This is a genomic window from Sinorhizobium sp. 7-81 (assembly GCF_030124405.1).
GTDB classification, from domain to species: domain Bacteria; phylum Pseudomonadota; class Alphaproteobacteria; order Rhizobiales; family Rhizobiaceae; genus Sinorhizobium; species Sinorhizobium psoraleae.
The window spans coordinates 46741-68988 of record NZ_JASKLT010000016.1 but is presented as its reverse complement, the minus strand read 5'-3'; the positions used below and the strand labels follow the sequence as shown (position 1 = coordinate 68988).

The window sequence follows — 22248 nt, the reverse complement described above, 5'->3', positions numbered from 1 at the left end:
TTAATCCGCCAAAGTAGTGCTAGTGTTCTTGGCTGGCGACCTCTTCAGACACCTCCTGTTGGAGCTTCGTACCGTGCGACAGGCGACGGCCAAGAGCCGCAATGAATTGCTCGTAGCGCTCTCCACCCTTAGCTCGTGCTGCCACCTGCGCTGTGTCTGGCAGTGGAACTGTGGAGTTTAGCCAGAACCGAATAAACAGCGCCAGAGTTTCGCTCGTGATCTCCAGATCCCGCTCAACCCGGTGAAGGCTACGATCGATCCGATCGAGGCGTCTCGTGACCGCCGCCTCTTTGCGCTCATCTGCATCGGGCGAAAGGAAAGAGGCAATAGCTGCCTCTGCGACGAGCGAACCAGATTGCCCTCGTCGATCGGCAAAATCGGAAAGCCGGCGCTTCAGATCCAATTCGAGATAAACCGACAGCCGCTGCTTCTTGTCTGGACGCACTGCCATGTCTCACAAATCCAAACCGTCGCCTGGGTCCATCGAAATCTGTCGAGCGACCTGGCGCATTCGGTGCGAAAGCGCACGATCTGCGGCGACATCGCCTTCCGGCTCGTTGGTATCCAACTCGAACTCATTGATTGGCGGGACCATTCGTTTTTCCGGTACGATCTCCTTGTAATCCTCCAGTGCCGGCTCGCGTCGAAGACCTGTAGTCGCCGCATCGCCGCTTGAATCGGAGCTTTCCGGCCGAGGTCCTCTCGCACTCGTGGTCCAGTTGCCGACAGTTGTCGATTTGACCTCCGTGGTCCCCAAGCTCGACCAGTCATCCGTTGCGGCGCGAATCTCGCCGAGCCCGTCGGTCGCTGGAGCAGGCAGAACACGTTCCCTGAACCGCCCATCTTCAAAGTACCGTGCCTTCTTCGTTCGGATCGGGGAGATGCCGGCTACCATTACAATCTCATCGTCGGTCGGAAGCTGCATGACTTCGCCTGGTGTGAGTAGCGGTCTTGCCGTCTCCGAGCGCGAGACCATCAGGTGCGACAGCCAGGGCGCCAGCCGATGGCCGGCGTAGTTCTGCATCGCGCGCATCTCGGTCGCAGTGCCGAGCGAATCGGAGACGCGCTTGGCGGTCCGCTCATCGTTGGTGGCGAAACTCACCCGCACGTGGCAGTTGTCGAGAATGGAATTGTTAGGGCCGTAGGCCTTTTCGATCTGATTGAGACTCTGCGCAATGAGAAATGCCTTGATCCCGTAGCCAGCCATGAAGGCCAGCGCGCTCTCGAAAAAGTCGAGCCGGCCGAGAGCGGGAAACTCGTCGAGCATCATCAGCATACGGTGCCGGGCATCGCGCGAATGAAGATCCTCAGTCAATCGCCGGCCGATCTGGTTGAGCACGAGTCGCACCAGCGGCTTGGTCCTCGATATGTCGGACGGCGGTACGACCAGAAAGAGCGTCGCCGGTTTTGCCCCTCCTACGATATCGGCGATCCGCCAGTCGCATCGGCGGGTGACGGTTGCCACAACGGGATCGCGGTAGAGCCCCAGAAACGACATGGCCGTCGACAGCACACCGGAACGTTCATTGTCGGATTTGTTGAGCAGCTCCCGTGCAGCACTGGCAATCACGGGATGTGGGCCGTTCTCTCCAAGATGTTGCGTCGTCATCATCGCCGCGAGGGTCGACTCGATCGGCCGGCGCGGATCGGAAAGGAAGGCCGCGACACCCGCGAGCGTCTTGTCCTTCTCGGCATAGAGGACATGCAGGATCGCGCCGACCAAAAGCGAGTGGGACGTCTTCTCCCAATGGTTCCGCTTCTCGAGCGACCCTTCGGGATCGACCAGGACATCGGCGACATTCTGGACATCCCTCACCTCCCCTTCGCCCCTTCGGACCTCAAGGAGTGGATTGAAGGCGGCGGAGTTTGAGTTGGTCGGATCGAACCGCAGGACCCGGCCGTGCCGCGCCCTGAAGCCTGCCGTGAGTTCCCAATTTTCACCCTTGATGTCGTGAACGATGGCTGAGCCGGGCCACGTCAAGAGTGTTGGCACGACGAGACCCACGCCCTTGCCCGAGCGTGTCGGTGCGAAGCAGAGGACATGTTCGGCGCCGTCATGGCGGAGATAGGCGTCCTCAAAGCGACCGAGCACGACGCCGTCCTCACCGAGCAGGCCGGCCTTCTCGATCTCACCGCGCTCGGCCCAGCGGGCGGAACCGTAGGTGTGAACCTCTTGCGTCTCGCGTGCCCGCCAGATTGACATGGCGACAGCCGCCGTAATCGCAAGCAGCCCACCGGAGGCGGCAAGCACGCCCCCTTCGAGAAAAACGTGCGGCGCATAGGCGTCATAGAAGTACCACCACCAGAACAGCGCGGGCGGCGGATAGACGGGAAGGTTTGCCAGCTCGAACCACGGCAGCCCCAGTTGCGGTTGGAAGCCGAGCCGCCATGCCGTCCACTGAGTCGCGCCCCAGATGGCGACAAGCACGATAAGCAAGACGACGATGATCTGGCTCCAGAGGACGCGCGTGGCTGGCAAAGCGATCTCTTCCTTCTGCAAACGAAGCAATGCTGCAGTGGAAAGGCATAGAGACATGCTTCGCAACGCGCCAGGCAGCCGGTGTCGTAGCGGAGAGACCGTGCTCGTAAAAATACTTGTCCCTTGCAGTTCAAAGACCGAGCCCGCGTTTTTGGCCGAAGCTCCAGTCGATCCCCCCGTCTACTCGGGCAATGCCGGAGATATGTTGGCCGATATGCTTCTCCATGGACGGCGTCCACGGCACGAGCTTGAAACCGAGCCCGTCGTCGATCATGGCGAAGCGACCGGAGGCAAGCGTCAAGCGATGGCGATAGGTGCCGGAGACATAGTCCCCTTGAGCCGCCTGCTGCAACGGCATGCCCAAGTCATGAGCGAGCTTCTCGCCGAGCGCGTCAAGCTCGCGCTGGCGCAGAGTGCTAAGCAGGTTACGGGCAAAAACTACCCTCCCCGCCTCGCGACGCGCAAGTCCCTCCCCGATCAGATGTTCGGTACGCGCCTCTATCGCCTGTCTTACCTCAAGTCCGAAGCCGCCTCCGAGATCACTTGGGCCGCGTGCAATCAACTGGCGATCGAGCCAGGTCGCGCCATCGGCCCTGATCTGCGCCGCAAGCGAGAGATCAGAGCGCACTGCTAGCGCCACGCGCGACTCGCCTCTCGCATGAAACATCCGCAATTCGACGATGGAACCCGGTGCGCTGTCGCCCGTCGCTTCGAGGTCGGGAACCCGGATGTGATGGATGCGGCCGTCGATGCCGTCGACGACGGCAAAGGCGGTGCCACGCAGTTCGTCGTCAAGGCCGCGTTCGACCAGCCGGCCGATAACCTGCGCGTCCTGCGCCTCGCCAGCAAGCACAAAATCGGCAGCACCACGCTCGATTCCCTGCTCCGACAGGAGCCGATGCATCCGCTTGATGATGTCGCCGCGGGTGCCGAGCTCCCGCAAGATGGCTTCGGCTTCTTCGGCGACGATCCATTGGCCGGGACCGACGGTTTGCGCAAGGCCAAGACGTTCGAGATAGCGAAGCCGGCCTACCTTTTGGACCAAATATTCGTCGGGCTGCGCATCCGCTGACGGCGCCACATCGATAATACCATGGGCGTTAGCGTCCTGGATAAGCTGTCGGTCCAGTTGAGTCCAGCGGTCCACGTCGATCTGGCGGTCGAGCGAACGATTGATGTCAAGATCGGTTCGCGGCCCCATCTCCTGCGTGACGAGGTCCTGTGCCCGGTCACGGAGACCGGAGCGGATATAGTCGCGGTTGATGACGAGGTCCTGGCCGTCGTCCGTGCGTCCGCGCAGGATCACGTGGACATGCGGATTGTCAGTGTTCCAATGATCGACCCCAATCCAGTCGAGCCTGGTGGCGAGGTCCTTCTCGGCCTGGCTCATCAGTTCGCGGGTGAAGCGCCTCAGGTCCTCCATGTCGGCCGCGTCTTCCGGCGAGACGATGAACCGGAAATGATGCCGGTCATCCTCGCACCGCTCAGCGAACTCTTTCGCATCGACGTTGTCGCTGTCGGGGCCGAACATGTGCGCCTTTTCACCGTCGCGGGTGACGCCGTCGCGCCGCAGATAGTCGAGATGCCGCGACAGAGGCGCACGACGGCCATTGTTACGCACGACCCGCGCCTTGACCGTGCAAAGCCGCGTCCGGTTGGTGATGAAGCGATTGGCGCGGACGCTTGCGACACGGCCGCGCGCGAAGCTCGGGCTGCGGCCGTTGCCCCTGCTGATCTTGCCGGAGCGGGAGACACGCCCGCCGGCCTTCTCGATCGCCGCGAGCGCCTGGGCAATGAAGGGCCGCGCCCTCTGACTTCTGGAGGATCGGATGCGCCCGGGCCGGACGCGGAAATCATCGTCCCTGTTCATCGAGATAATCCGGCGCGATGTGTGATTTTCGTTGAAAGGCAACGATAATTCGGAGGCGAGCACATCGCGATTCGCGCGGGCGATGTGCGCAAATGGCCCAAATACCCAATTAAATCAACCGACAGTCCGAGCCGCGATGTGCGGCCTTTTATCTTGCCATGCCCCGGTCGGTCCCTCGCTCCCCCGCTCCTTTCCGCTAAAACTACCGTTGGCTTCGCGCCTGCGCTCAAAACCACGCTGCTCATCGTTGGCCCTCCTACTCCGCCGCGCGTCGAACGAACAGACCACCGGACGCCGGCACGAGCGCCGATAAATCGACAATTGCGAGTTCGTGCTCCGAGCGACCGAAGGTCAGTCGGCGGGCATCGTGACGAGAACTGTTTGGGTGATTTCGCTGCACGACGAACAATAGTGAACCGGCCCACCCACTGCGCTCTGAACGCGCGGCGACTTGCACGACGGACGCCGTGTCGATCATGGGCGCGACCTTCGCCACGTACTGGACGGTCTCGGAGGGCAATGGGTCGCCGGTAACGAGGTGCTTTTCGTAGCGACCGGGGCCTCCATTGTAAGCTGCCAGAAAACCAGGTGAACCGTAGAGATCATGCAGTTCAGCGAGGTAAGCAGCGCCCGCCAGAGTGTTGTCGCGCGGATCGAAAGCGTCCTGACCCAAGCGATAACGAGTGCGCAATTCATGCCACGTCGCGGGCATGATCTGCATCAGCCCCATCGCACCTTTCGGCGAGACCGCGGCCGGGTTGTTCCGGCTTTCGACATGCATGACGGCGCGTATCCAGCGCTCGGGAATGGCGAAGCGTTTGGCGGCCTCGGCGACGAAGCGGGCATAGGGATCGGACGACGAGGAAACGGACGCACGGTTCGCGAACCGATCGTTCGACGGCGGATCGGCGGATGCAACGCCAGGCAGAGAGACGATCATTGTTAGTGCGATCGGCAAGGCCATGATCGCTCGCATGACCGGGCCAACGCCATGTTCTCGAACTGCTGCGAGCCTGCCATCGTGCTCGGTGCGGCCAAGGGCGAGGCTTTGCCGGCGGTCAAGATTTTCCGGACGGGCATCGCCGGAAGACATGCCCGTCTTCCGGAAAACTGGCCGCCGCCCTTGACCTTCGCTGCGGGCGCCGGCTGTCGCGAAGACGATCGGGTTGAGGGGATTAATCGGTGCACAATCGATCAAGGGGATTGAGCCTGAAGAATGGCGAGAACGACTATGCGCATGGCTCAGCCCTGTTCGTCGCGCCGGACATTTCGCGTCCAATGAAGATTCCAGACATCCTTCCTGGTATCAGATGCGAACAAACGCGCGCGGATCGGCTCGATGAAAGATGGATCATCGATTGCGACCGAAAGATAGCTGCCGGCGCGCTCACCAGTGCGATCCCATGCCGCTCCGACTTCCTGACCAGCGGCAAAGACGCGGTGGTTTGGCGCGTTCTCGACGTCCGTCTCGTCAGCCGGCAAGATCGTGATTTCGGTGTCGAGAGTGAGCGTGCGAATGCGCCCGAAGAAGCCGTCATCCTTGCGCGTGAAGGTTCCGATATGAGTCATTGCGGGTGCCTTTCGTGGGTTGATGAAGTGGATTGGGAAGGTTCGTCGATGGTCCAGACGGGAACGGCGCGACCGATGACAGTCGAAAGCGGAAGCGCCCCGAAATACCGGCTGTCGAGACTGTCGGGCACGTCCCAGTTCATGAAGAAGGCCTGGTCTTGTCGAAGCGTGACGCAGCCCTGCCAAACGGGTAGAGGACGGTCGCGGCTGTCGCGGTCTAGCGCCACGCCATAGACGGCGTCATAGGCGGTGATCGTTCCGCCTTCACGGCAGACCGTGGTGCCCGCAAGTGCCAGCACGCGCTTCAAGAGCGGCACGCCCTTCGGCAGATACTGGCGTTGATCGAGGAAGCTGGCGACGTTGTCGGGGGGCATGACCACGGCCAGATCGGTGACGTTGATATGGTCGGTCGTCTCGACACGATAGAGCCCGACCGGCGCGCTGGCAGAGGCGTTCCAGATCAGCTTCTTCTGCGGCTGGAGGATAGCAAAAGCCGTCGCTGCAAGAGCCGAGACATAGGTTGCAATGATCCAGGCAAAGCGCGTCATCGTGCTTCTCCGTCCGCGGAAGGATCGCCGATGGTCGCCCGCTTTAGCCAGGCGCGGTGCTGCTCGTGCGAATAGGAGCGGAAGGGCTCATTGACGCTCAGGCGATTGTGGAGATGCCGCCAATGCTCGGGCGCGACATCAACGGGATCGATGCCGAGCGCCTCGATCGCGTCAATCGCGATGAGCGCGGTTTCGACCTTAGGCCAGTTATGGAGGCGCAGGAGAATGTCGCCTCCCGGCCGAACGAACGGCAGGGTCTGGTACGCTTCACCGGCATAGACGGCACGCACGATATCGATACGGGAGATCACCGTGCCGTAGTCGTTCGCCGCCCAACGCACAAAGGCGAAGACGCAGCCTGGCGCAAATCCGACGATGCGTCTTTCCCGTCCGAGCCTTTGCTCGGCGGCGAACTTTCCGAAGCGGATCCAGTGCTCGATCCGTCCTTTGCGCCATGTGAGCTCGACCAACGTCGCTCCCACGGGAAAGTCGTCAGGCTTCGGGTACCCCTTCATGGCGTTTCTCCCTTGCGCTCCACAGCAGCAGATTTGCGGGGGTGCGTTAGGAAGAATCTGAAGGATTCTTTGTTAGGTATGTTAAAAGGCGCCGGAATTCCTCTTCTGAATCCGAAGCTTACGACCGGTCCGCGTTCCTGATAGCACGGGAATGGTGTTCCCGATGGCACGGGCTTGAGTGTTCCCGATAGCACGGGCCCATCCACAGCTTGTCCACTGCTGCCTCTTTCACGGATCGGCGGGAAACCGCTCATGATAACGCTCCCGCAACGCGCTGTGAGACGGGACGCTCTGGGCTCACCGGTCGGAAGGTCAGACGCTCGCACCCGTTCGTGTCGATGGAAAGCGCGAGCCGGTAGCCCGGAAGCGGCTGGCGGCCGACGATGGACCTGATCTCGAAGCGGAAGCGCCGGAGCGGTGATAGGCTGCCGGATTTCAGATGCAGGTGCTTAAGATCGAAGCTCCAGCCCCATGTCTGACGTCCTCCGTGCTTGCGCACTAGGCGGTAAAGCCAGCGCTCGAGGCCACCCGTCAGGCTGAAGTAGGCCGGGTCGATGGTCAGGATAAGCGCATTGTCGATAACGCCGGCATAAAACCAGTCCGCAAGGATCAGCTCGATGCCAAGTGGTCGGCCGGCGGCATCGAGCCGCTCCTTCCATTCGGAGATCCACGAGAAGCGATGGCGCCGCCGTTCGGACAGTTGGCGGATCGAGGTAACGACAGTAGTGGACTGCAGTCGATCGAAAGCCGCTTTCAGCCGTTCATAGCTGCGGGCGGAGTCGTCGCGGCTGATGAAAGTGAGAATCTCGTAGGGTGTTGCCGACATGAAGCGCGACGTGCGCAGGCCCTTGTCGCGCGCCTCCACAATCTGCGAAGCGGCCCATATCAGAATGTCTGCATCCCAAATAGTCGCCATGCCGTGCTCTGCGGTCGCCTCGACGCGGAGCCAGACGTCCCCCATGCGGAAGTCGATCGGCGTCACGCGGCGGGACTTGGCAAGTGAGAAGAATGGCCATGACATCAGGTCCTGAGCATCGCGCGTAGCAATTCCGCCGCCACGTGCCTGGAACAGTTCGAGCTGCTCGCCTTGATATGTCCGGTGCGATGTCATGTTTATCGCCCGGGGGTCAGGGCAACGGCGGCCGTGCCGCCGGTTATACGCGGCCGCGGCGCGCTTTCCTTCGATCTGGGATGCGCCGTCGACTTGCGGGCGGCGGCCTCGACCCAGGCTTGAAGGTCGGCGACCGAGTAGACCACCCGGCCCCCAAGCTTCCGGTATATCGGGCCTGTTCCCTCGCAGCGGTGCTTTTCGAGGGTTCGGGGAGAAAGATCGAGCAGTTGAGCAGCCTCGGGTGTGCGCACGAAGCGCGGCCAGTCAGGATCGGTTTTCTGTTGCATTGTGGGTCCTCCGTCGCAACCGCCACGGAACGGGCGGGTCGGTTGCGACGATGGCGAAGGTCACAAGGCAGGGCGGAGTGACAGAATGCGTGGGTTCGTGGGAACGTCCCCCTGCAATGGAGAAGGACGAGCCAAGCCGACGTGATCTTGGCCTGAAAAGATGTTGCATGCCCCTTCATGGCGTTGGCGGCCAGTCGATCCTGGCCGTCATCGCTCCCGGGCAGGAAGAGATGAGAGCCGGCCCGTCGGACGCTTCGCGCTCCATTTTTCATGATTCGGCGGGAGAATGGGATCGCGGCTTCGACGCCGTCGATCAGCATGAAGCGCGTTGGAAAATTCGTCCTCAGCGCCGAAGCTGTTGGCGAGAACCACGAGCCGAAAGCCCGAGAGCATTCGTAAACAGGCGAGATGGTCGAATTCAGACATGTGTCATCTCCTTTCGTGTCTCTGACGAAAGTAGCCCACGCTGTAGACCAGAGGGATCAAGGACCGCGGAACGCAGCCGCAGTGCGGCGAGCGGGGGAGTCGATTTTCTGGTGCCGTCGCGAAGCGGCCCGAGCCATGCGAGGGAAGGCGCCAGAAAATTGGAGGAGAGCGCGATGGCCTTGACGCCGGATGGGCTGGCGTAAACTGGGACGTCAGAGAGAGGAGAGCCACGGCGCCGCCAGGCGCCGTGGCCTTATCCGACGACCAGCCGGCGGGCATCACCCTATTCGGAACCAGGTTTCAAAAGGCGGCTATAACCTCCCTCGATCAGGGCGCGTGCGGCTTTCAAGAGGCGGTGGACCCTGCGGCGCTCCGGCGTATTTTTCCAGTCGATGGAGCGCAGCGTCTTGAGGTCCGGATTGAGAAGGACGCTCGCAACCTCTTGCCGGGCTGCACCCTTGCTGACGCCATCCCAGGCGCGCAGCATCAGGCTGAAGCGGTGAACCCGGTAGGGCGAGAAGCGTTGCCAGCGCGGCCACGGACGGGATGCGTTGCGCGAGAGCCAGCGGTGCCATCGCTGCAGGCTCAGCAGGCGCTCGGAAAGATGAGCGTCGAGCGGAATGACGACGGCGGCCTTGAGCGGCGCATCGCCGTTCGGAAACCACAGTCGATGAAGACCATCGGCATCCGGGATGCACACATGGAAGCCGTCGCGATGAACGGCGTTTGCAGTTGGCAAGGCTCCGGGGTCGAGGGAAAGGCAGTCCTCGAAACCGGGCGGCGCCGGCGCGACGATAAGCGTTGCCGGATAGAGCTGCGGTACCCAGATGGGATTGGAATTGCTGGCGGGCCGGTACGGGTTAACGGGGAAACATGACACCCCACCGCCGGGTCAAGCCCTCCCTCGCCGCAACGAGCGCGTGAGTGTCCTTGGAACTCTCGTCCGTTGCGGCCTTGTAATCGGCCCGATACTCGTCATTGCGTCTGAGAAATTCGAAGCTGATGCCGCCTCGATCCAAACGGCCAAGTTCCTGTTCGAACTTCGGCGAGCGCCAATCCTCTAATGGTTCCATCGGCAAATCCCTTTCCGGATGCGAACATGAGAGAGTCGCTCATCTATTCATCGCGCCGGGAGGGGAACAACCCCGAAATTTGGAATGGCGCCCCCGCACAATTCCCTCAAAAAAATGCGTATCTTGATGAATGGCGGCAACGTGGCGTTCCCGGAACATCATTGCATGCGGGGATCGAGCAGGTGCCGGTAACCGACCTCCGTCATCCAGCGGGCGCGAGCAAGGTGGGTGTTGTGAATACGTTTTGCCCGGACAGGATCGGCCTCAGGATCGATGCCGAAGATGATCTTGACCGCCTCGCGCCAGTCAGCGCCTTCCGCGTCGGCGTCGAGCAGGCGGAGATAGGTTGAGAAGTGAGCTTCATCGTAGTCGTTCACTCTCTCGGTCAGAGGGGGGCCGTCTTCGCGCAAGGGCTTGCTCATCGATCAGTCCTCACTATGCGGGCGCCCGTTCCAGTCGGGCTGCAACCCATCGGCCGAGGTAAGAGTTTCATAACGCCAACTTTCTGGCAAGTCCGGAATGCGGTTATCGCTGAAATGAACGAACAGTTGCAGTTGTAAAGACCATTGAAACCCGAAGGTGTTTGAAGTCCCATTCGACGGGCTGATGAAGCGATGGGCTTGCCGCTTCGAGCTCAAACATTTCGGCTTGCCTTATACCACATCCGTGACGAATAGGAATGATCGTTCCTAGAACGATCATTCCTAGTCTGTTTCCCATCAGCCATGGACTTGAAGGACGCCATGGCGGTCAATCTGCGTCGCATTCGCCACGCGAAGAAACTGACCCAGGAGGAACTGGCGGCGCAGGCTGGGTTGAGCATGCGTTACGTCGGCGCGATCGAACGTGCAAGAGTGTCCGCCAGTGTCACAGTCCTCGGGCGCATCGCAGATTGCCTTGGCGTCGATCCGTGTGACCTTTTGCGACGCACATCTTAGCAGACTGTCCTGACAGTGCTTTCGCGAGCGGGCGGAAGCGCCACAGTTACACTTGCGAAACAAGAACGGTAATGGAGGGTTCTCGCTTTGCTCAAATGCGGCAGGTTCCAGAGCAACAGGGTTGACTTGCGGCGGGCCGAAGAACCGGAAGCGAAAACTTGCTTCGCTTCCGGTCCTCTGCGCGTTTCAAGCAGGCCCTTGCCTTTGCCTCGACATCAAGGCACGTAGCCTGATGCGACTTGGTGCGTGGGCCGACATGCCCGGCAGAGATCGATTCCGGCGGGCACGCGCGAACACTCAGGCCGGGCCTGCTCCCTAAGCATCACCTCTTTCAGGAAGGCGGTCTGGTTGCTCTTCCTGAATTTTCCATTGAGATCGAGCCCTTGTTTGCAACGTTCTATAAGGCGTTCTGCATCGTCTCGACGCCGATGCTCCATCTTTCGGGGCCTCCGGAAGGGCCAGGAACCAGGGCTAGTCCCGACATTTCGCCTGGAAGCAACCGTTAAACGCTGCAATGAAGGCGTCCTTGTCGACTTCCGAGGTCGTGGAAGTCCAGGACAACAGCGTTGGCATGGGCCATAGGTCGGGATGGTGGGACATGAATTCGTCCCGTCCAGCCGCACGGCTAGCCGACCTGCTGGCACACCGCCGGCTCCCGCTTCCGAGCAGGGCTCAAAGCGTCGGCGAATTACGTCCTGCAGCATCTCCCCAAGTCCAGCGTCAGTTGACGTCGAGGTCAAAAAACGTCGAAACGCTGAAGCATCTTTTTAAGCTGGACGTTCTGCAGATAAAGCTTTTGGGCCAGCAGGCGTCGCAGCTCGTTAATTTCCTCGTCGAGGATTGCCACTTCATCGAAGAACGGATCCCCGGCGGACGAGGGTTGTACGCTTTGAGACTCATTTGTGGCGACAGCGCTCTGCGCAATCACGTGGGCGCGGGCTTTCTTCGCACGCTCTCGACGCCTCATCCCCGGTTTTCTTTGGGACGGTGTGCTTGCCTCGCCTTTAGCCCCCGATGCATCCGCCTCGACACCCGAATGATGGGCTTCACTGGACGCAGGGGATTGAGCCTTTTCAATATCAATCGGCAGGCCCGTTGCCTCTCGACAGCGGCATCGCCGTTCGCCTTACCCGATACCATTGGTACTTGATCAACAGCGATATCCGCATCGTGATCAGGTGTGCTGGACGCTTCCGTTGGATCATCGGACGGAAGTGCTGAGCTGTTCCGCTTCGCTTTCAAGAGCCTCGGGATCAGTGTCGTGTCCAATCGAATTCTCTTGCACTTTCGTCGGTTTTCGCCGCGACGTCAGTTGAGCAAGGAACTTCCAAGGTGTTTTCATAGTGTTCCCCCCAACCTTGAGCAAAACCTGGACTGCAATCGCGCTGCAGCTATCGTTTCCTCACACGCCCTTCGGGCCGGGCACCATGACGTGACTGCCGGCGAATATCTCCCCTGCTGAGGGTGGACTGAGGACATCCTCTCTACAAGCGCCTTTTCGATGACGGTCGCGTGGCGGTGTCCACGACCGGCTTGCTCTATCGAAGGGTTGAACCAAATGCGGGGGGAGCGAAAGATGTTCGTCAATGCAAGGGAGCGGTTTTTGCCCAAACGGGCCGAGTTCGTCCTGGAGCGGGAACATGCACGATCGGAAACGTCCCGTTTCCGGCCTCATGATCATTCGACGGTGACCCACTTTGCCAGGTTGCGCGGCTGGTCGACATCGGTGCCCATGAACACGGCCGTGTGATAGGCAAGAAGCTGGATCGGCAACGCGAAGATCATCGGCGCGATGATCTCATCGACGTTCGGCAACACGATCGTATGCATCGTGTCGAGCTTCGACGCCGCAGCTCCCGCTTCGTCCGTGATAAGAATGATGCGCCCGCCACGGGCGGCGACTTCCTGCATGTTCGAGACCGTCTTGTCGAAGAAGCGGTCGTGCGGCGCTATGACGATGACGGGCATGTTCTCGTCGATCAACGCGATCGGGCCATGCTTCAGTTCGCCGGCGGCATAGCCTTCCGCGTGGATGTAGGAAATCTCCTTGAGCTTCAGCGCGCCTTCCATCGCCAGCGGAAGCTGGTGCCGCGGCCGAGGTAGAGCACGTCGCGGCACTTCGACAATTCGCGCGACAGGCACTCGATCTTCGGCTGGATGCTGTTCAACACCTGGCCCATGATGCGTGGCATCTCGGCAAGGCTTTTCACCAGCGCCTGTTCTTCCTGCTCGCTGACCGTGCCCCGCGCCCGGCCGGCGCCGACGGCAAGCGCGGCGAGCACGGCAAGCTGGCAGGTGAAGGCCTTGGTCGATGCGACGCCGATCTCCGGACCGGCGAGGATCGGGAAGACAGCGTCGGACTCCCGTGCGATCGTCGATTCGCGGGTGTTGACGACGGCACCGATCTTCAGCCCGTGTTCCCTGCAGTACCTGAGCGACGCCAGCGTATCGGCCGTTTCGCCCGACTGCGAAATGAAGAGAGCGGCCGATTGCGGCGAGAGCGGGATCTCGCGATAGCGGAACTCTGAAGCGACATCGATTTCAACCGGCAAGCGCGCATAGCGCTCGAACCAGTACTTGCCGATCAGCCCGGCGAGGTAGGCGGTGCCGCAGGCCGAAAGCGCAAGGCTCGGCACCTTGGCGAAATCGATGGCATCGGAAACAGCGGTCACGCGGTTTTCGATGAAGTTGATGTAATGGCCGAGCGCGTGAGAGATGACCTCCGGCTGCTCGTAGATTTCCTTCTCCATGAAATGGCGATGGTTGCCCTTGTCGACCAAATAGGCCGCAGCCATCGAAATCTGACGCGGCCGCGTGACGACATTGCCGTCAAGGTCGAAGATGTGTGCGCCGCTCCTGCCGATAACGGCCCAGTCGCCATCGATCAGATAGGTGATTTCATTGGTGAACGGCGCCAAGGCAATCGCATCCGACCCCAGGAACATTTCGCCGTCGCCATGGCCGATCGCGAGCGGCGGCCCATTTCTGGCTGCCATGATCGTCGATGGTTCATCCTCAAAGAGCACGGCAAGCGCATAGGCACCGGTGACGCGCTTCAGCATCGCGTGCATCGCTTCGCGGCGTCCCATACCATCGCGATGGTATTTCGCCAGGAGATGTGCCACGACTTCCGTATCGGTATCAGTGCGGAACTCGACACCCGACGCAGCAAGTTCATCCTTCAGTTCGGCGAAGTTCTCGATAATGCCGTTGTGGACTACCGCAACACCATCGGTGAAATGGGGATGTGCGTTGCGCTCCGTCGGCGCGCCATGCGTCGCCCAACGCGTGTGGGCGATGCCGATGCTGCCGGCCAATGGCTCCTCTTTCAGCTTCGCTTCGAGATTGAAGAGCTTCCCCTCGGCGCGGCGGCGCTTCAACCGGCCCTCATCGATGGTCGCAACGCCGGCCGAATCATAACCGCGATATTCGAGCCGCTTCAGCGCATCGACCAACCGCTCCGATACCGGCTGACTACCCACGATGCCAACAATCCCGCACATAACCCTCTCCGCGCCCCTTCCACGCCGATCGCGGCGTACTCAAATACCGCACGTGAGCAAGGCTACATCAGTAGCTCGCGTATCGCCCCCAGACACGCGATGACTTCTTCGATGCACATCGCCTGCCACCGTCAATCGCGACGCTGGCGAAATGCCGGTGGTAGAATTTTCGTGCCGAGAATCAAGCTACCGGCGATACACTTGATTTCTGACCAGCGCTTTCTAATGGCACTCACCAGGCTGGTGAAAATTGATTCTTTGGATCACACTCATTCGTGCAATTAATGCACCGGGATAACGCGTTTGAAGGGCCTTGATCTCCGACTCTTCGTTTCTATCGACGCATTGATGACTGAACGTCCCCAGGGCGCCATGCAGCCGCTCAGACAGGGAAGCTGCCGCTGAGAAGTAAGATGCGCATCGGCCCCCTCAGCAATCCTGGGCAATTGCTCGAACATATTGATCTGGCCATGAAGGGGCTCTTGTGAAGTTAGCCGGCGTTACGCTTTCAGCCGCTAACCGCTCATCATGAGGCCCGATTCCGGTTGAGCATTCAAACCATCTGTAGCAAACCATTACTACCCATCGGGCTTGCGATTTGTTAAGTTGACGATTGCGGCAAGGCATGTTGCCAGACTTGAGGAGTGATCGAGAGACACTCCGACCAGCGAGATCTTTGGGAGGAGGTTCAATGGTCGAGATCATTTCGAAGCGGGATGGGCCACGCCGTGAAGACGCTGAGATCAAGCAACTGGTCGAGCGTAACCGCGGGGTCATAACACGTATTGCCGACCACATCAGCGGGGGCGCCTATTCGGTCAACAGGATGGCCCGGCCGGAGATCCCAAAAGCGCGAGGACTAATCATCCACCACACGGGCGCGGGCAGTCCCTCTTCCGAGGAGGCCTGTCCCTACATTCGTGTCAGTCTAAACGGCCGCGTGGTGGTAGTGGATAGGAACACCGCGCGACAAATCCAGTATCTCGGTGAGATCAGACGAAGAAATGGCGCGGACGTCTTCGTGCTCGCCACGAAAGAGAATGGCTTCGTCTCCCCATTGGACGCGACCTCTGCCGTCGCACTCGCCGAATTCGACGGCAGGCCCCTTCGGCCGGACTACACCGAAGAGCAACTCGCGGGGGAACTCGGCTCGACGCTCGGGATCGCCGAATAGACTGCCGTTAGCTCCTTCAGAAAGCATTCCGGTAAACATGGAGTCAACGTCAACTCGATCGATTGCAGGTCGGGCCTCAAGCCACCAAGAAATGGAAGGACCAAGCGCGCTCGGATGCCGTCAGGGAAAAAAGTCAGAACATCGCTTTTGCGGGTGGATGGTTACAACGAATATGCGACGATGTCCGCCTGGGAAAATCTGTTGGCCGGAAAAACTGAAGAGACCCGTCTCCGTTTTCCTGTTCGAGGCCTGATACATGATTCCTGGGAGCGCTGCATTTCCGGCGGTACCGACGAGCAGCGGCACGAAGCGCCCCTCAGCAATAGCAAGGATGATATCGAGCACCTGACGCGCAACAGCGGTGAGTTGCTGGCAGCGGCACGACGCTCCTTCGCCGTCGTCGGAAGCCTACTTGATGGCACCGGAGCGATGATGGTACTGGCCGACGAGGATGGGGTGTTGATTGATGTGATCGGCGATAAGCGCACGATCCACAACGGCATGGATATCCACCTGGGCATCGGCGGCAAATGGACGGAAGACGTCGTCGGCACCAATGGCATCGGCACCGCACTTTGGGCCGGAGAACCGGTCTTCGTACACGCTGCGGAACATTTCTGCGCCGGGATCAAGTCGTGGACCTGCGCAGGCGCGCCGATACGCGACCCCTTCGACGGCAAGATCATCGGCGTGGTCGACCTGTCCGGACACCCTGACATTTTCCGGCCGCACAATACCGCGCTGGTCGCGGCCGCTGCGCGGGAGATCGAGAAGGCGCTCGCCGAACATCAGAACGAACAGCGCACCCGTCTTCTTGAGGCCTTTATCGCCGAAGCCCCTTCTTACCGCCGCACGGATGGCCTGATAATCGTCGACCATCTTGGACGGGCTATCTACTGCAGCAAGGTGCCCCCGCCGGGCGTCGACGTATTTTCCGACCCCGCGGCAGGACGGGGCCGCCGACTTCTGCCGGCGTCTGGTCCGCGCAACATCGCCGAGCTTACTGCAGCACTTCCCGATCGGCTACGCGCCTGCCACGTGAGCCCCCTCACGCTGGAAGGTGAGTTTCGGGGCGCAGCCCTTGTTTTTCCGGCCAGCGCGAAAAGTGGGGCCGTCCCTGCCCCTCGCCGGCCGCGATGGCCCTCACGAGAGGCCGCGGACCTGATCGTCGGGCAAAGTGACGCAATGCTCAGCGCCATCGATATAGCCTGTAGGGTAGCCCAGTCGAGCGAAGTCACCTCGCTACTGATCGAGGGCGAGACCGGCGTCGGCAAGGAGCTCTTCGCCCGGTTGGTTCATCTTGGCAGTCGCCGCTCGGAGAATGCACCGTTCATCGCCCTAAACTGCGGCGCAATCACGCGGGAACTTTTCGGTAGCGAGCTTTTCGGCCACGTCGCGGGTGCTTTCACGGGCGCGAGCCGAGATGGCAAGGCAGGCGCGTTCGAGCTGGCCAACGGCGGGGTTCTCTGTCTTGACGAAATCGGCGAGATGCCCCTGGACATCCAGCCCTTCCTGCTTCGGGTTCTGGAAGAACGTGTCGTACATCGCCTTGGAGACAATCGCGGCCGGCCGGTTGATGTGCGTTTGATCGCCTCAACGAACCGCGATTTGAAACAGGAAGTTGCGGCCGGTCGGTTCCGCCGTGATCTTTATTATCGAATAAGCACTGTTGTGGTCAGCGTTCCCCCGCTCCGCGAACGGGAGGGCGATATTCCCCTCCTGCTTGACCATTTCAACCGCAAAATCGCCAAACGGACGGGAGCGCAGCCCCTTGAGTTTTCCGCTGACACCTTCGACATGCTCCTCGCCTATTCGTGGCCTGGCAACGTGCGCGAGTTGAAGAACCTCGTCGAAAGACTGCATGTGCTGGCTGGAGGCGAACGAATATGCGTTGCCGATCTGCCTCGCGAGATCGCGGCCGCCCCAGAGCGCACTCAGTCTGCTTCGGTCGGCGTTCCAGCGGGCAACTTCAGCATCGAGAAACCTTGCAATAGCCCGGGTTCCGAAGAGCGAGCCCTCCGGGCCGCGCTCGAAGTTGAACACGGCAATCTGAGCCGGGTCGCCGTGAGGCTCGGAATCTCCCGCCCCACCCTTTACCGGAAGCTCGATCAATACGGCATCCGACGCAGCTTCACGTAAAGAATGCGTCTTCGGCGAACTGCTTGGCTTTCTTCCCCATATCTCGGCACGCCACATCGCTCCCGTGTCCGGGGATGCGCAGATGTTCGACGGCGGTTCCTGAAACGTCGAAGCGGCTCGAACCCAACCGCGCCCCGACCCAATTTTCCGGACATGCAAGGGCCCCTCGGTCGAGTCCGACGAACGAACCATGCAGGGGCACCCATCAGGCTTGATCAGACGAGGTCGAAGCGATCGGCGTTCATCACCTTGTTCCAGGCGGCCACGAAATCGCGCACGAACTTCTTCTGCGAATCCTCTTGTGCGTAGACTTCCGCGATCGCACGAAGCACGGAGTTCGAACCGAAGACGAGATCGACGCGGGTGCCGGTCCACTTCGCTTCGCCGCTCTTGCGGTCGCGTCCCTCGAAGACGTCCTGGGCTTCCGCAGACGCCTTCCACTCCGTGCCCATATCGAGCAGGTTGACGAAGAACTCGTTGGTGAGTGCCCCGGGGCGCTTGGTGAAGACGCCGTGCTGGGACTGTCCGACATTCGCGTTCAAGACGCGCAAGCCGCCGACGAGGACGGTCATCTCCGGCGCCGTCAGCGTCAGGAGTTGCGCCTTGTCGACCAGCAGCTCCTCGGGCGAAACCGCGTACTGGGCCTTCTGGTAGTTGCGGAAGCCGTCGGCGATAGGCTCGAGGACGGCGAAGGATTCCACATCGGTCTGCTCCTGCGATGCATCGGTGCGGCCCGGCGCGAAGGGAACGTCGACATCGTGCCCGGCGGCCTTTGCGGCCTTTTCGATCGCGGCGGCGCCGCCGAGCACGATCAGGTCGGCGAGGGAAACCTTCTTGCCGCCGGACTGCGCCTCGTTGAAGGCCTTCTGGATGCCTTCAAGGATTTCCAGCACTTCTGCAAGCTGGGCAGGCTGGTTGGCTTCCCATTCCTTCTGCGGCTCAAGGCGGATGCGCGCGCCGTTCGCCCCGCCACGCTTGTCGGAGCCGCGGAAGGTCGAAGCCGACGCCCAGGCCGTCTAGACGAGATCGGAGATCGAGAGACCCGATGCGAGGATCTTGGCCTTGAGGCCGGCAATGTCAGCCGCGTCGACCAGGGGATGATCGACGGCGGGAACCGGATCCTGCCAGATCAGTTCCTCTGCCGGGACCTCCGGGCCGAGATAGCGTGAGCGGGGACCCATGTCGCGGTGCGTCAGCTTGAACCACGCCCGGGCAAAGGCGTCGGCGAACTGATCCGGATTCTCGTAGAAGCGCCTTGCGATCTTCTCGTAGGCAGGGTCGACCCTCAGGGCGAGGTCGGTGGTCAGCATCGATGGCGCGTGACGCTTCGACGGGTCGTGCGCGTCCGGTATGGAATTGGCGCCCGCACCGTGCTTCGGTTTCCACTGATGCGCGCCGGCCGGACTCTTGGTCAGCTCCCACTCATAGCCGAACAGGTTCCAGAAGAAGTTGTTGCTCCACTTCGTCGGCGTCGAAGTCCACGTGACTTCAAGGCCGCTGGTGATGGTATCGCCACCCTTGCCGCTGCCGTAACCGCTCTTCCAGCCGAGACCCTGCTCCTCGATGCCGGCGCCCTCGGGTTCCGGGCCGACAAGTGCGGCATCACCGGCGCCGTGGGTCTTGCCGAAGGTATGGCCGCCGGCGATGAGGGCGACGGTCTCCTCGTCGTTCATCGCCATGCGGGCGAACGTCTCGCGGATGTCGCGGGCGGCCGCGATCGGATCGGGGTCACCGTTCGGTCCTTCCGGATTGACGTAGATCAGACCCATCTGCACGGCGGCAAGGGGATTTTCGAGTTCCCGGTCACCCGTGTAGCGCTTGTCGCCGAGCCACTCGGTCTCCATGCCCCAATAGATGTCTTCCTCCGGCTCCCAGACGTCGGCACGGCCGCCGCCGAAGCCGAAGGTCTTGAAGCCCATCGATTCCAGCGCACAGTTTCCGGCGAGGATCATCAGGTCGGCCCAGGAGATGCTGTTGCCGTATTTCTGCTTGACCGGCCAGAGCAACCGGCGCGCCTTGTCGAGGTTGGCATTGTCCGGCCAGCTGTTGAGCGGCGCAAAGCGCTGCGTGCCGGACGACGCGCCGCCGCGGCCATCGCCGGTGCGGTAGGTGCCGGCGCTATGCCAGGCCATGCGGATGAGAAGCGGGCCATAATGGCCGAAGTCGGCCGGCCACCAGTCTTGGCTGTCCGTCATCAGCGCGTAGAGGTCCTGTTTGACGGCATTCAGGTCAAGCCTCTTGAACGCCTCGGCGTAGCTGAACGCCTCGCCCATGGGATCCGAAAGCGAAGAGTTCTGGTGCAGGATCCTCAGGTTGAGCTGGTTCGGCCACCAGTCGTGGTTCGACGTGCCGGCGGATTGAGCGCTCGTCTGGGCTCCATTCATGAAAGGACATTTACTCGTTTCGTCGATTTTGGCGTCCATTTCTATCTCCCTCTGCGATGATGGGGTTTGTGCCGTTCAAATGAATGGCGTCGTTTGATCTCTGGATGGCGTCCCGGAGCCGTCGCTTGCAAAACTGCGCTGAATGCCCCGGAAACCCTCCTCAAGTTCGGCTCCCCGGCGATCCTTTCTGATAGCTCTGATGTCTTAGACGTTACGAACAACTGCGACTTTCACCCTGTCAGTGATCGGCCGCAGACACCGTCTAAAGTGCCGTCCAGGCCATCGCAAAACCGACAGGCCGAAGGCGAAGGCAACACCCCAGAAGGCTGCCGCGCATGAAGAGCACGGTGGCGCACCCGAGGAAGGCGAGCGCGAAAGTGCCGATGGAGTCGCGGACGTAGTTGTTCATTTCCCTCTCCCAGTGCTGTGGTAACCCTCGCGGGCCGTCGCCCGCGAGGACATGTATTCTCTCGCCTGGGCAGCACATGCGGCCCGGTGACGATTGCGATGAGCTCCGACGGCACAGGCGCCGCTCAAGCTATGGGCATTCCTATAAGTCTTTCCTCTCGCCGGCTCCGCTCGAGGAAACACGAAAATCACGGCTACGGACGGCCGAGCTTTTCCGCGCCCCCGCCGAGCGCCGGCCCTGCGGTTGGGTCTTCGTCCTCGGCGAGATCGCCGACAAGCGTTTCAGTGGTCAAAATAAGCTTTGCCACCGAGGCCGCATTCTTGAGCGCGGTGCAAGTCACCCGTACTGGGTCGATGATGCCCGCCTCGTACATGTTCTGATACTCGCCGAGGGCCGCATTGTAGCCAAAGCCGCCGTTGACACTCGAAACCTTGGCCACCACGGCCTCCGGGTCGCCACCCGCGTTCTCGACAATCCGCCATAGAGGTCGCGACAGCACCGCGTGGACCAGCCGCACACCCTCTGCAACGTCGCCTTTCGCCTCGGCGAGAACGCCGTCCAGAACGGGGGCGATCTGCGCGAGAGCGGTTCCGCCGCCGGCGACCACGCCATCCTCGATGGCAGCCCTGACCGCATGCAACGAATCTTCGATCAGCTGAATCGCCCGCTTCTGCTCGACGGGCGTGACACCACCCGCATAGAGGACGGCCGAGCCGCCCGATAATTTGGCGAGGCGCTCGCGCAGCTTGTCCTGTTCGATGTTGGGTGGAGCGACGTCATATTGCCGTTGCACCTGCGCCCGCCGCGCGGTGATTGACGAGGCGTCGCCGCCGCCGCCAATGATTGCCGTATGCGTCGCACTCACGCGCACGCGCTCCGCGCTCCCAAGATCATCGGCCGTCACATCCTCCAGCCGCCCGCCGAGATCGCGAGCGATTACCCGGCCGCCCGTCAGGATGGCGAGATCCTCCATCATTGCCTTGCGCCAATGACCGTATTCGGGCGGATGGACAACCAGGTATCTGCCCGGGCCCTGCTTGCCCAGCAGCGTGACGACGACATCCGGCGACATTTCCTCGGCAATGATGAGCAGTGGCCGACCAGCTTTATCGGCAAGTGCGCGTACAGTCTCGAGCGCGTCGGGCTCACGGATCTTGAGATCCGTCATCAGGATGAGCGGTCGCTCGAGGACGGCTTCCATCTTCTCCTGGTCCGTGACCATGTGATGCGAGAGATAGCCACGATCAAAGGACATGCCCTCGACGACATCAAGTGTCGTTTCGGTCGTCACGCTGAAGTCGGTGGTAATCACCCCTTCGATACCTACCCGTTCATACGCTTGGGCGACGAGCGCTCCCAGTCTCGGATCGGTGGCAGCAATGTTGGCGACCGCAGCGAGGCTGCCATTGCGGGCAGGTTTGGCGGACTCCTTTAGCGCCTCGACAACTTTCGTTACGGCGAGGTCGATACCCTTGCAAAGATCGACGGATTTCGCACCACGCTCATTGGCCTCGATCCCCTTCTGCACGAGAGCGTTGGCAAGAACAATCGCCGTCGTCGTGCCATCGCCGGCAATCTCATTCGTCTGCATCGATACTTCGCGAACCACTTGCGCGCCCATGTTTTCGAAGCGGTCATGAAGCTCGATTTCCGAGGCAATGCTGACGCCGTCACGCGTGACCATCGGCGTGCCGATGGGACGGTCGATCATCGCATTCATGCCTTTCGGGCCGAGCGTCGGCTCGACCGCGGCTGCGAGTTGGTAGACCCCCCGGGCAAGCGCGCGCCGAGCGTCTGAGTTGTGGATCAAAAGTTTGGGCATA

General features: G+C 61.2%; 17 protein-coding genes and 3 pseudogenes. 3 read left to right on the top strand and 17 right to left on the bottom strand.

The window, feature by feature from the left end:
• Nucleotides 1-19: 19 nt before the first annotated feature.
• The 12 genes from QN224_RS29150 to QN224_RS29095 form a co-directional block, all read right to left on the bottom strand.
• Nucleotides 20-451, bottom strand: coding sequence for a CopG family transcriptional regulator (locus QN224_RS29150; protein ID WP_283979503.1), 432 nt, complete (start codon nt 449-451; stop codon nt 20-22).
• A 3-nt stretch (nt 452-454) separates the two neighbouring features.
• Nucleotides 455-2479 carry a conjugal transfer protein TraG gene (locus QN224_RS29145; RefSeq protein ID WP_283979502.1) on the bottom strand — a complete coding sequence of 675 codons (2025 nt, stop codon included), beginning with the start codon at nt 2477-2479 and terminating at the stop codon, nt 455-457.
• A 130-nt stretch (nt 2480-2609) separates the two neighbouring features.
• Nucleotides 2610-4349 (bottom strand): VirD2 family relaxase/mobilization nuclease, encoded by a 1740-nt coding sequence (locus QN224_RS29140; protein ID WP_283979501.1) that lies wholly within the window; start codon nt 4347-4349, stop codon nt 2610-2612.
• A 256-nt stretch (nt 4350-4605) separates the two neighbouring features.
• Nucleotides 4606-5442, bottom strand: a complete 837-nt coding sequence (locus tag QN224_RS29135) for a lytic transglycosylase domain-containing protein (protein WP_283979500.1) — start codon at nt 5440-5442, stop codon at nt 4606-4608.
• A 149-nt stretch (nt 5443-5591) separates the two neighbouring features.
• Entirely contained in the window at nt 5592-5918 is a 327-nt protein-coding gene (locus QN224_RS29130) for a DUF736 domain-containing protein (protein ID WP_283979499.1), read from the bottom strand.
• The gene (locus QN224_RS29125; protein WP_283979498.1) at nt 5915-6466 is read right to left on the bottom strand and encodes a S26 family signal peptidase; all 552 of its coding nucleotides are present in this window, start codon (nt 6464-6466) and stop codon (nt 5915-5917) included. The genes QN224_RS29130 and QN224_RS29125 overlap by 4 nt, the downstream gene beginning before the upstream one ends.
• Complete coding sequence (locus QN224_RS29120) at nt 6463-6981, bottom strand: DUF2840 domain-containing protein (protein WP_283979497.1); 519 nt, start codon at nt 6979-6981, stop codon at nt 6463-6465. The genes QN224_RS29125 and QN224_RS29120 overlap by 4 nt, the downstream gene beginning before the upstream one ends.
• A gap of 250 nt (nt 6982-7231) precedes the next feature.
• The gene (locus tag QN224_RS29115; protein ID WP_283979496.1) at nt 7232-8092 is read right to left on the bottom strand and encodes a replication initiator protein A; all 861 of its coding nucleotides are present in this window, start codon (nt 8090-8092) and stop codon (nt 7232-7234) included.
• Between the two features lie 2 nt (nt 8093-8094).
• A complete protein-coding gene (locus QN224_RS29110; RefSeq protein WP_283979495.1) occupies nt 8095-8379 on the bottom strand; it encodes a helix-turn-helix domain-containing protein in 285 nt (94 codons plus the stop codon).
• Between the two features lie 709 nt (nt 8380-9088).
• Entirely contained in the window at nt 9089-9685 is a 597-nt protein-coding gene (locus QN224_RS29105) for a DUF2285 domain-containing protein (RefSeq protein WP_283979494.1), read from the bottom strand.
• Complete coding sequence (locus tag QN224_RS29100; protein WP_283979493.1) at nt 9666-9878, bottom strand: DUF6499 domain-containing protein; 213 nt, start codon at nt 9876-9878, stop codon at nt 9666-9668. Before QN224_RS29100 ends, QN224_RS29105 begins: the two co-directional genes overlap by 20 nt.
• Before the next feature lie 158 nt (nt 9879-10036).
• Entirely contained in the window at nt 10037-10300 is a 264-nt protein-coding gene (locus QN224_RS29095; protein ID WP_283979492.1) for a DUF2285 domain-containing protein, read from the bottom strand.
• Between the two features lie 303 nt (nt 10301-10603).
• On the opposite strand from QN224_RS29095, the gene QN224_RS29090 reads away from it, so the two are divergent.
• Nucleotides 10604-10816 carry a helix-turn-helix transcriptional regulator gene (locus tag QN224_RS29090; RefSeq protein WP_283979491.1) on the top strand — a complete coding sequence of 71 codons (213 nt, stop codon included), beginning with the start codon at nt 10604-10606 and terminating at the stop codon, nt 10814-10816.
• 736 nt (nt 10817-11552) lie between these two features.
• On the opposite strand, the pseudogene QN224_RS29085 reads toward QN224_RS29090, so the two are convergent.
• Nucleotides 11553-12158: pseudogene (locus QN224_RS29085) on the bottom strand (hypothetical protein).
• A 335-nt stretch (nt 12159-12493) separates the two neighbouring features.
• A pseudogene (glmS, locus tag QN224_RS29080) lies at nt 12494-14319 on the bottom strand (glutamine--fructose-6-phosphate transaminase (isomerizing)).
• A gap of 691 nt (nt 14320-15010) precedes the next feature.
• Between glmS and QN224_RS29075 the strand changes: the two are divergent.
• Nucleotides 15011-15493, top strand: a complete 483-nt coding sequence (locus QN224_RS29075; protein ID WP_283979490.1) for a hypothetical protein — start codon at nt 15011-15013, stop codon at nt 15491-15493.
• A gap of 114 nt (nt 15494-15607) precedes the next feature.
• A complete protein-coding gene (locus tag QN224_RS29070; protein WP_283979489.1) occupies nt 15608-17632 on the top strand; it encodes a sigma-54-dependent Fis family transcriptional regulator in 2025 nt (674 codons plus the stop codon).
• A gap of 215 nt (nt 17633-17847) precedes the next feature.
• On the opposite strand, the pseudogene katG reads toward QN224_RS29070, so the two are convergent.
• The 3 genes and pseudogenes from katG to QN224_RS29055 form a co-directional block, all read right to left on the bottom strand.
• Nucleotides 17848-20055 (bottom strand): annotated as a pseudogene (gene katG / locus QN224_RS29065) (catalase/peroxidase HPI).
• Between the two features lie 223 nt (nt 20056-20278).
• Nucleotides 20279-20425, bottom strand: coding sequence for a hypothetical protein (locus QN224_RS29060; protein WP_283979488.1), 147 nt, complete (start codon nt 20423-20425; stop codon nt 20279-20281).
• A gap of 193 nt (nt 20426-20618) precedes the next feature.
• On the bottom strand, nt 20619-22247 hold the full coding sequence (locus tag QN224_RS29055; RefSeq protein ID WP_283979487.1) for a molecular chaperone GroEL: 1629 nt from the start codon (nt 22245-22247) through the stop codon (nt 20619-20621).
• Between the last annotated feature and the right edge of the window lies 1 nt (nt 22248).

Coding starts and splice junctions, on each gene's coding strand:
- QN224_RS29100 (WP_283979493.1), bottom strand. CDS start 9,878: ATGGAACCATTAGAGGATTGGCGCTCGCCGAAGTTCGAACAGGAACTT.
- QN224_RS29150 (WP_283979503.1), bottom strand. CDS start 451: ATGGCAGTGCGTCCAGACAAGAAGCAGCGGCTGTCGGTTTATCTCGAA.
- QN224_RS29120 (WP_283979497.1), bottom strand. CDS start 6,981: ATGAAGGGGTACCCGAAGCCTGACGACTTTCCCGTGGGAGCGACGTTG.
- QN224_RS29140 (WP_283979501.1), bottom strand. CDS start 4,349: ATGAACAGGGACGATGATTTCCGCGTCCGGCCCGGGCGCATCCGATCC.
- QN224_RS29110 (WP_283979495.1), bottom strand. CDS start 8,379: ATGCAACAGAAAACCGATCCTGACTGGCCGCGCTTCGTGCGCACACCC.
- QN224_RS29060 (WP_283979488.1), bottom strand. CDS start 20,425: ATGAACAACTACGTCCGCGACTCCATCGGCACTTTCGCGCTCGCCTTC.
- QN224_RS29055 (WP_283979487.1), bottom strand. CDS start 22,247: ATGCCCAAACTTTTGATCCACAACTCAGACGCTCGGCGCGCGCTTGCC.
- QN224_RS29070 (WP_283979489.1), top strand. CDS start 15,608: ATGCCGTCAGGGAAAAAAGTCAGAACATCGCTTTTGCGGGTGGATGGT.
- QN224_RS29090 (WP_283979491.1), top strand. CDS start 10,604: ATGGACTTGAAGGACGCCATGGCGGTCAATCTGCGTCGCATTCGCCAC.
- QN224_RS29135 (WP_283979500.1), bottom strand. CDS start 5,442: ATGTCTTCCGGCGATGCCCGTCCGGAAAATCTTGACCGCCGGCAAAGC.
- QN224_RS29095 (WP_283979492.1), bottom strand. CDS start 10,300: ATGAGCAAGCCCTTGCGCGAAGACGGCCCCCCTCTGACCGAGAGAGTG.
- QN224_RS29075 (WP_283979490.1), top strand. CDS start 15,011: ATGGTCGAGATCATTTCGAAGCGGGATGGGCCACGCCGTGAAGACGCT.
- QN224_RS29115 (WP_283979496.1), bottom strand. CDS start 8,092: ATGACATCGCACCGGACATATCAAGGCGAGCAGCTCGAACTGTTCCAG.
- QN224_RS29130 (WP_283979499.1), bottom strand. CDS start 5,918: ATGACTCATATCGGAACCTTCACGCGCAAGGATGACGGCTTCTTCGGG.
- QN224_RS29125 (WP_283979498.1), bottom strand. CDS start 6,466: ATGACGCGCTTTGCCTGGATCATTGCAACCTATGTCTCGGCTCTTGCA.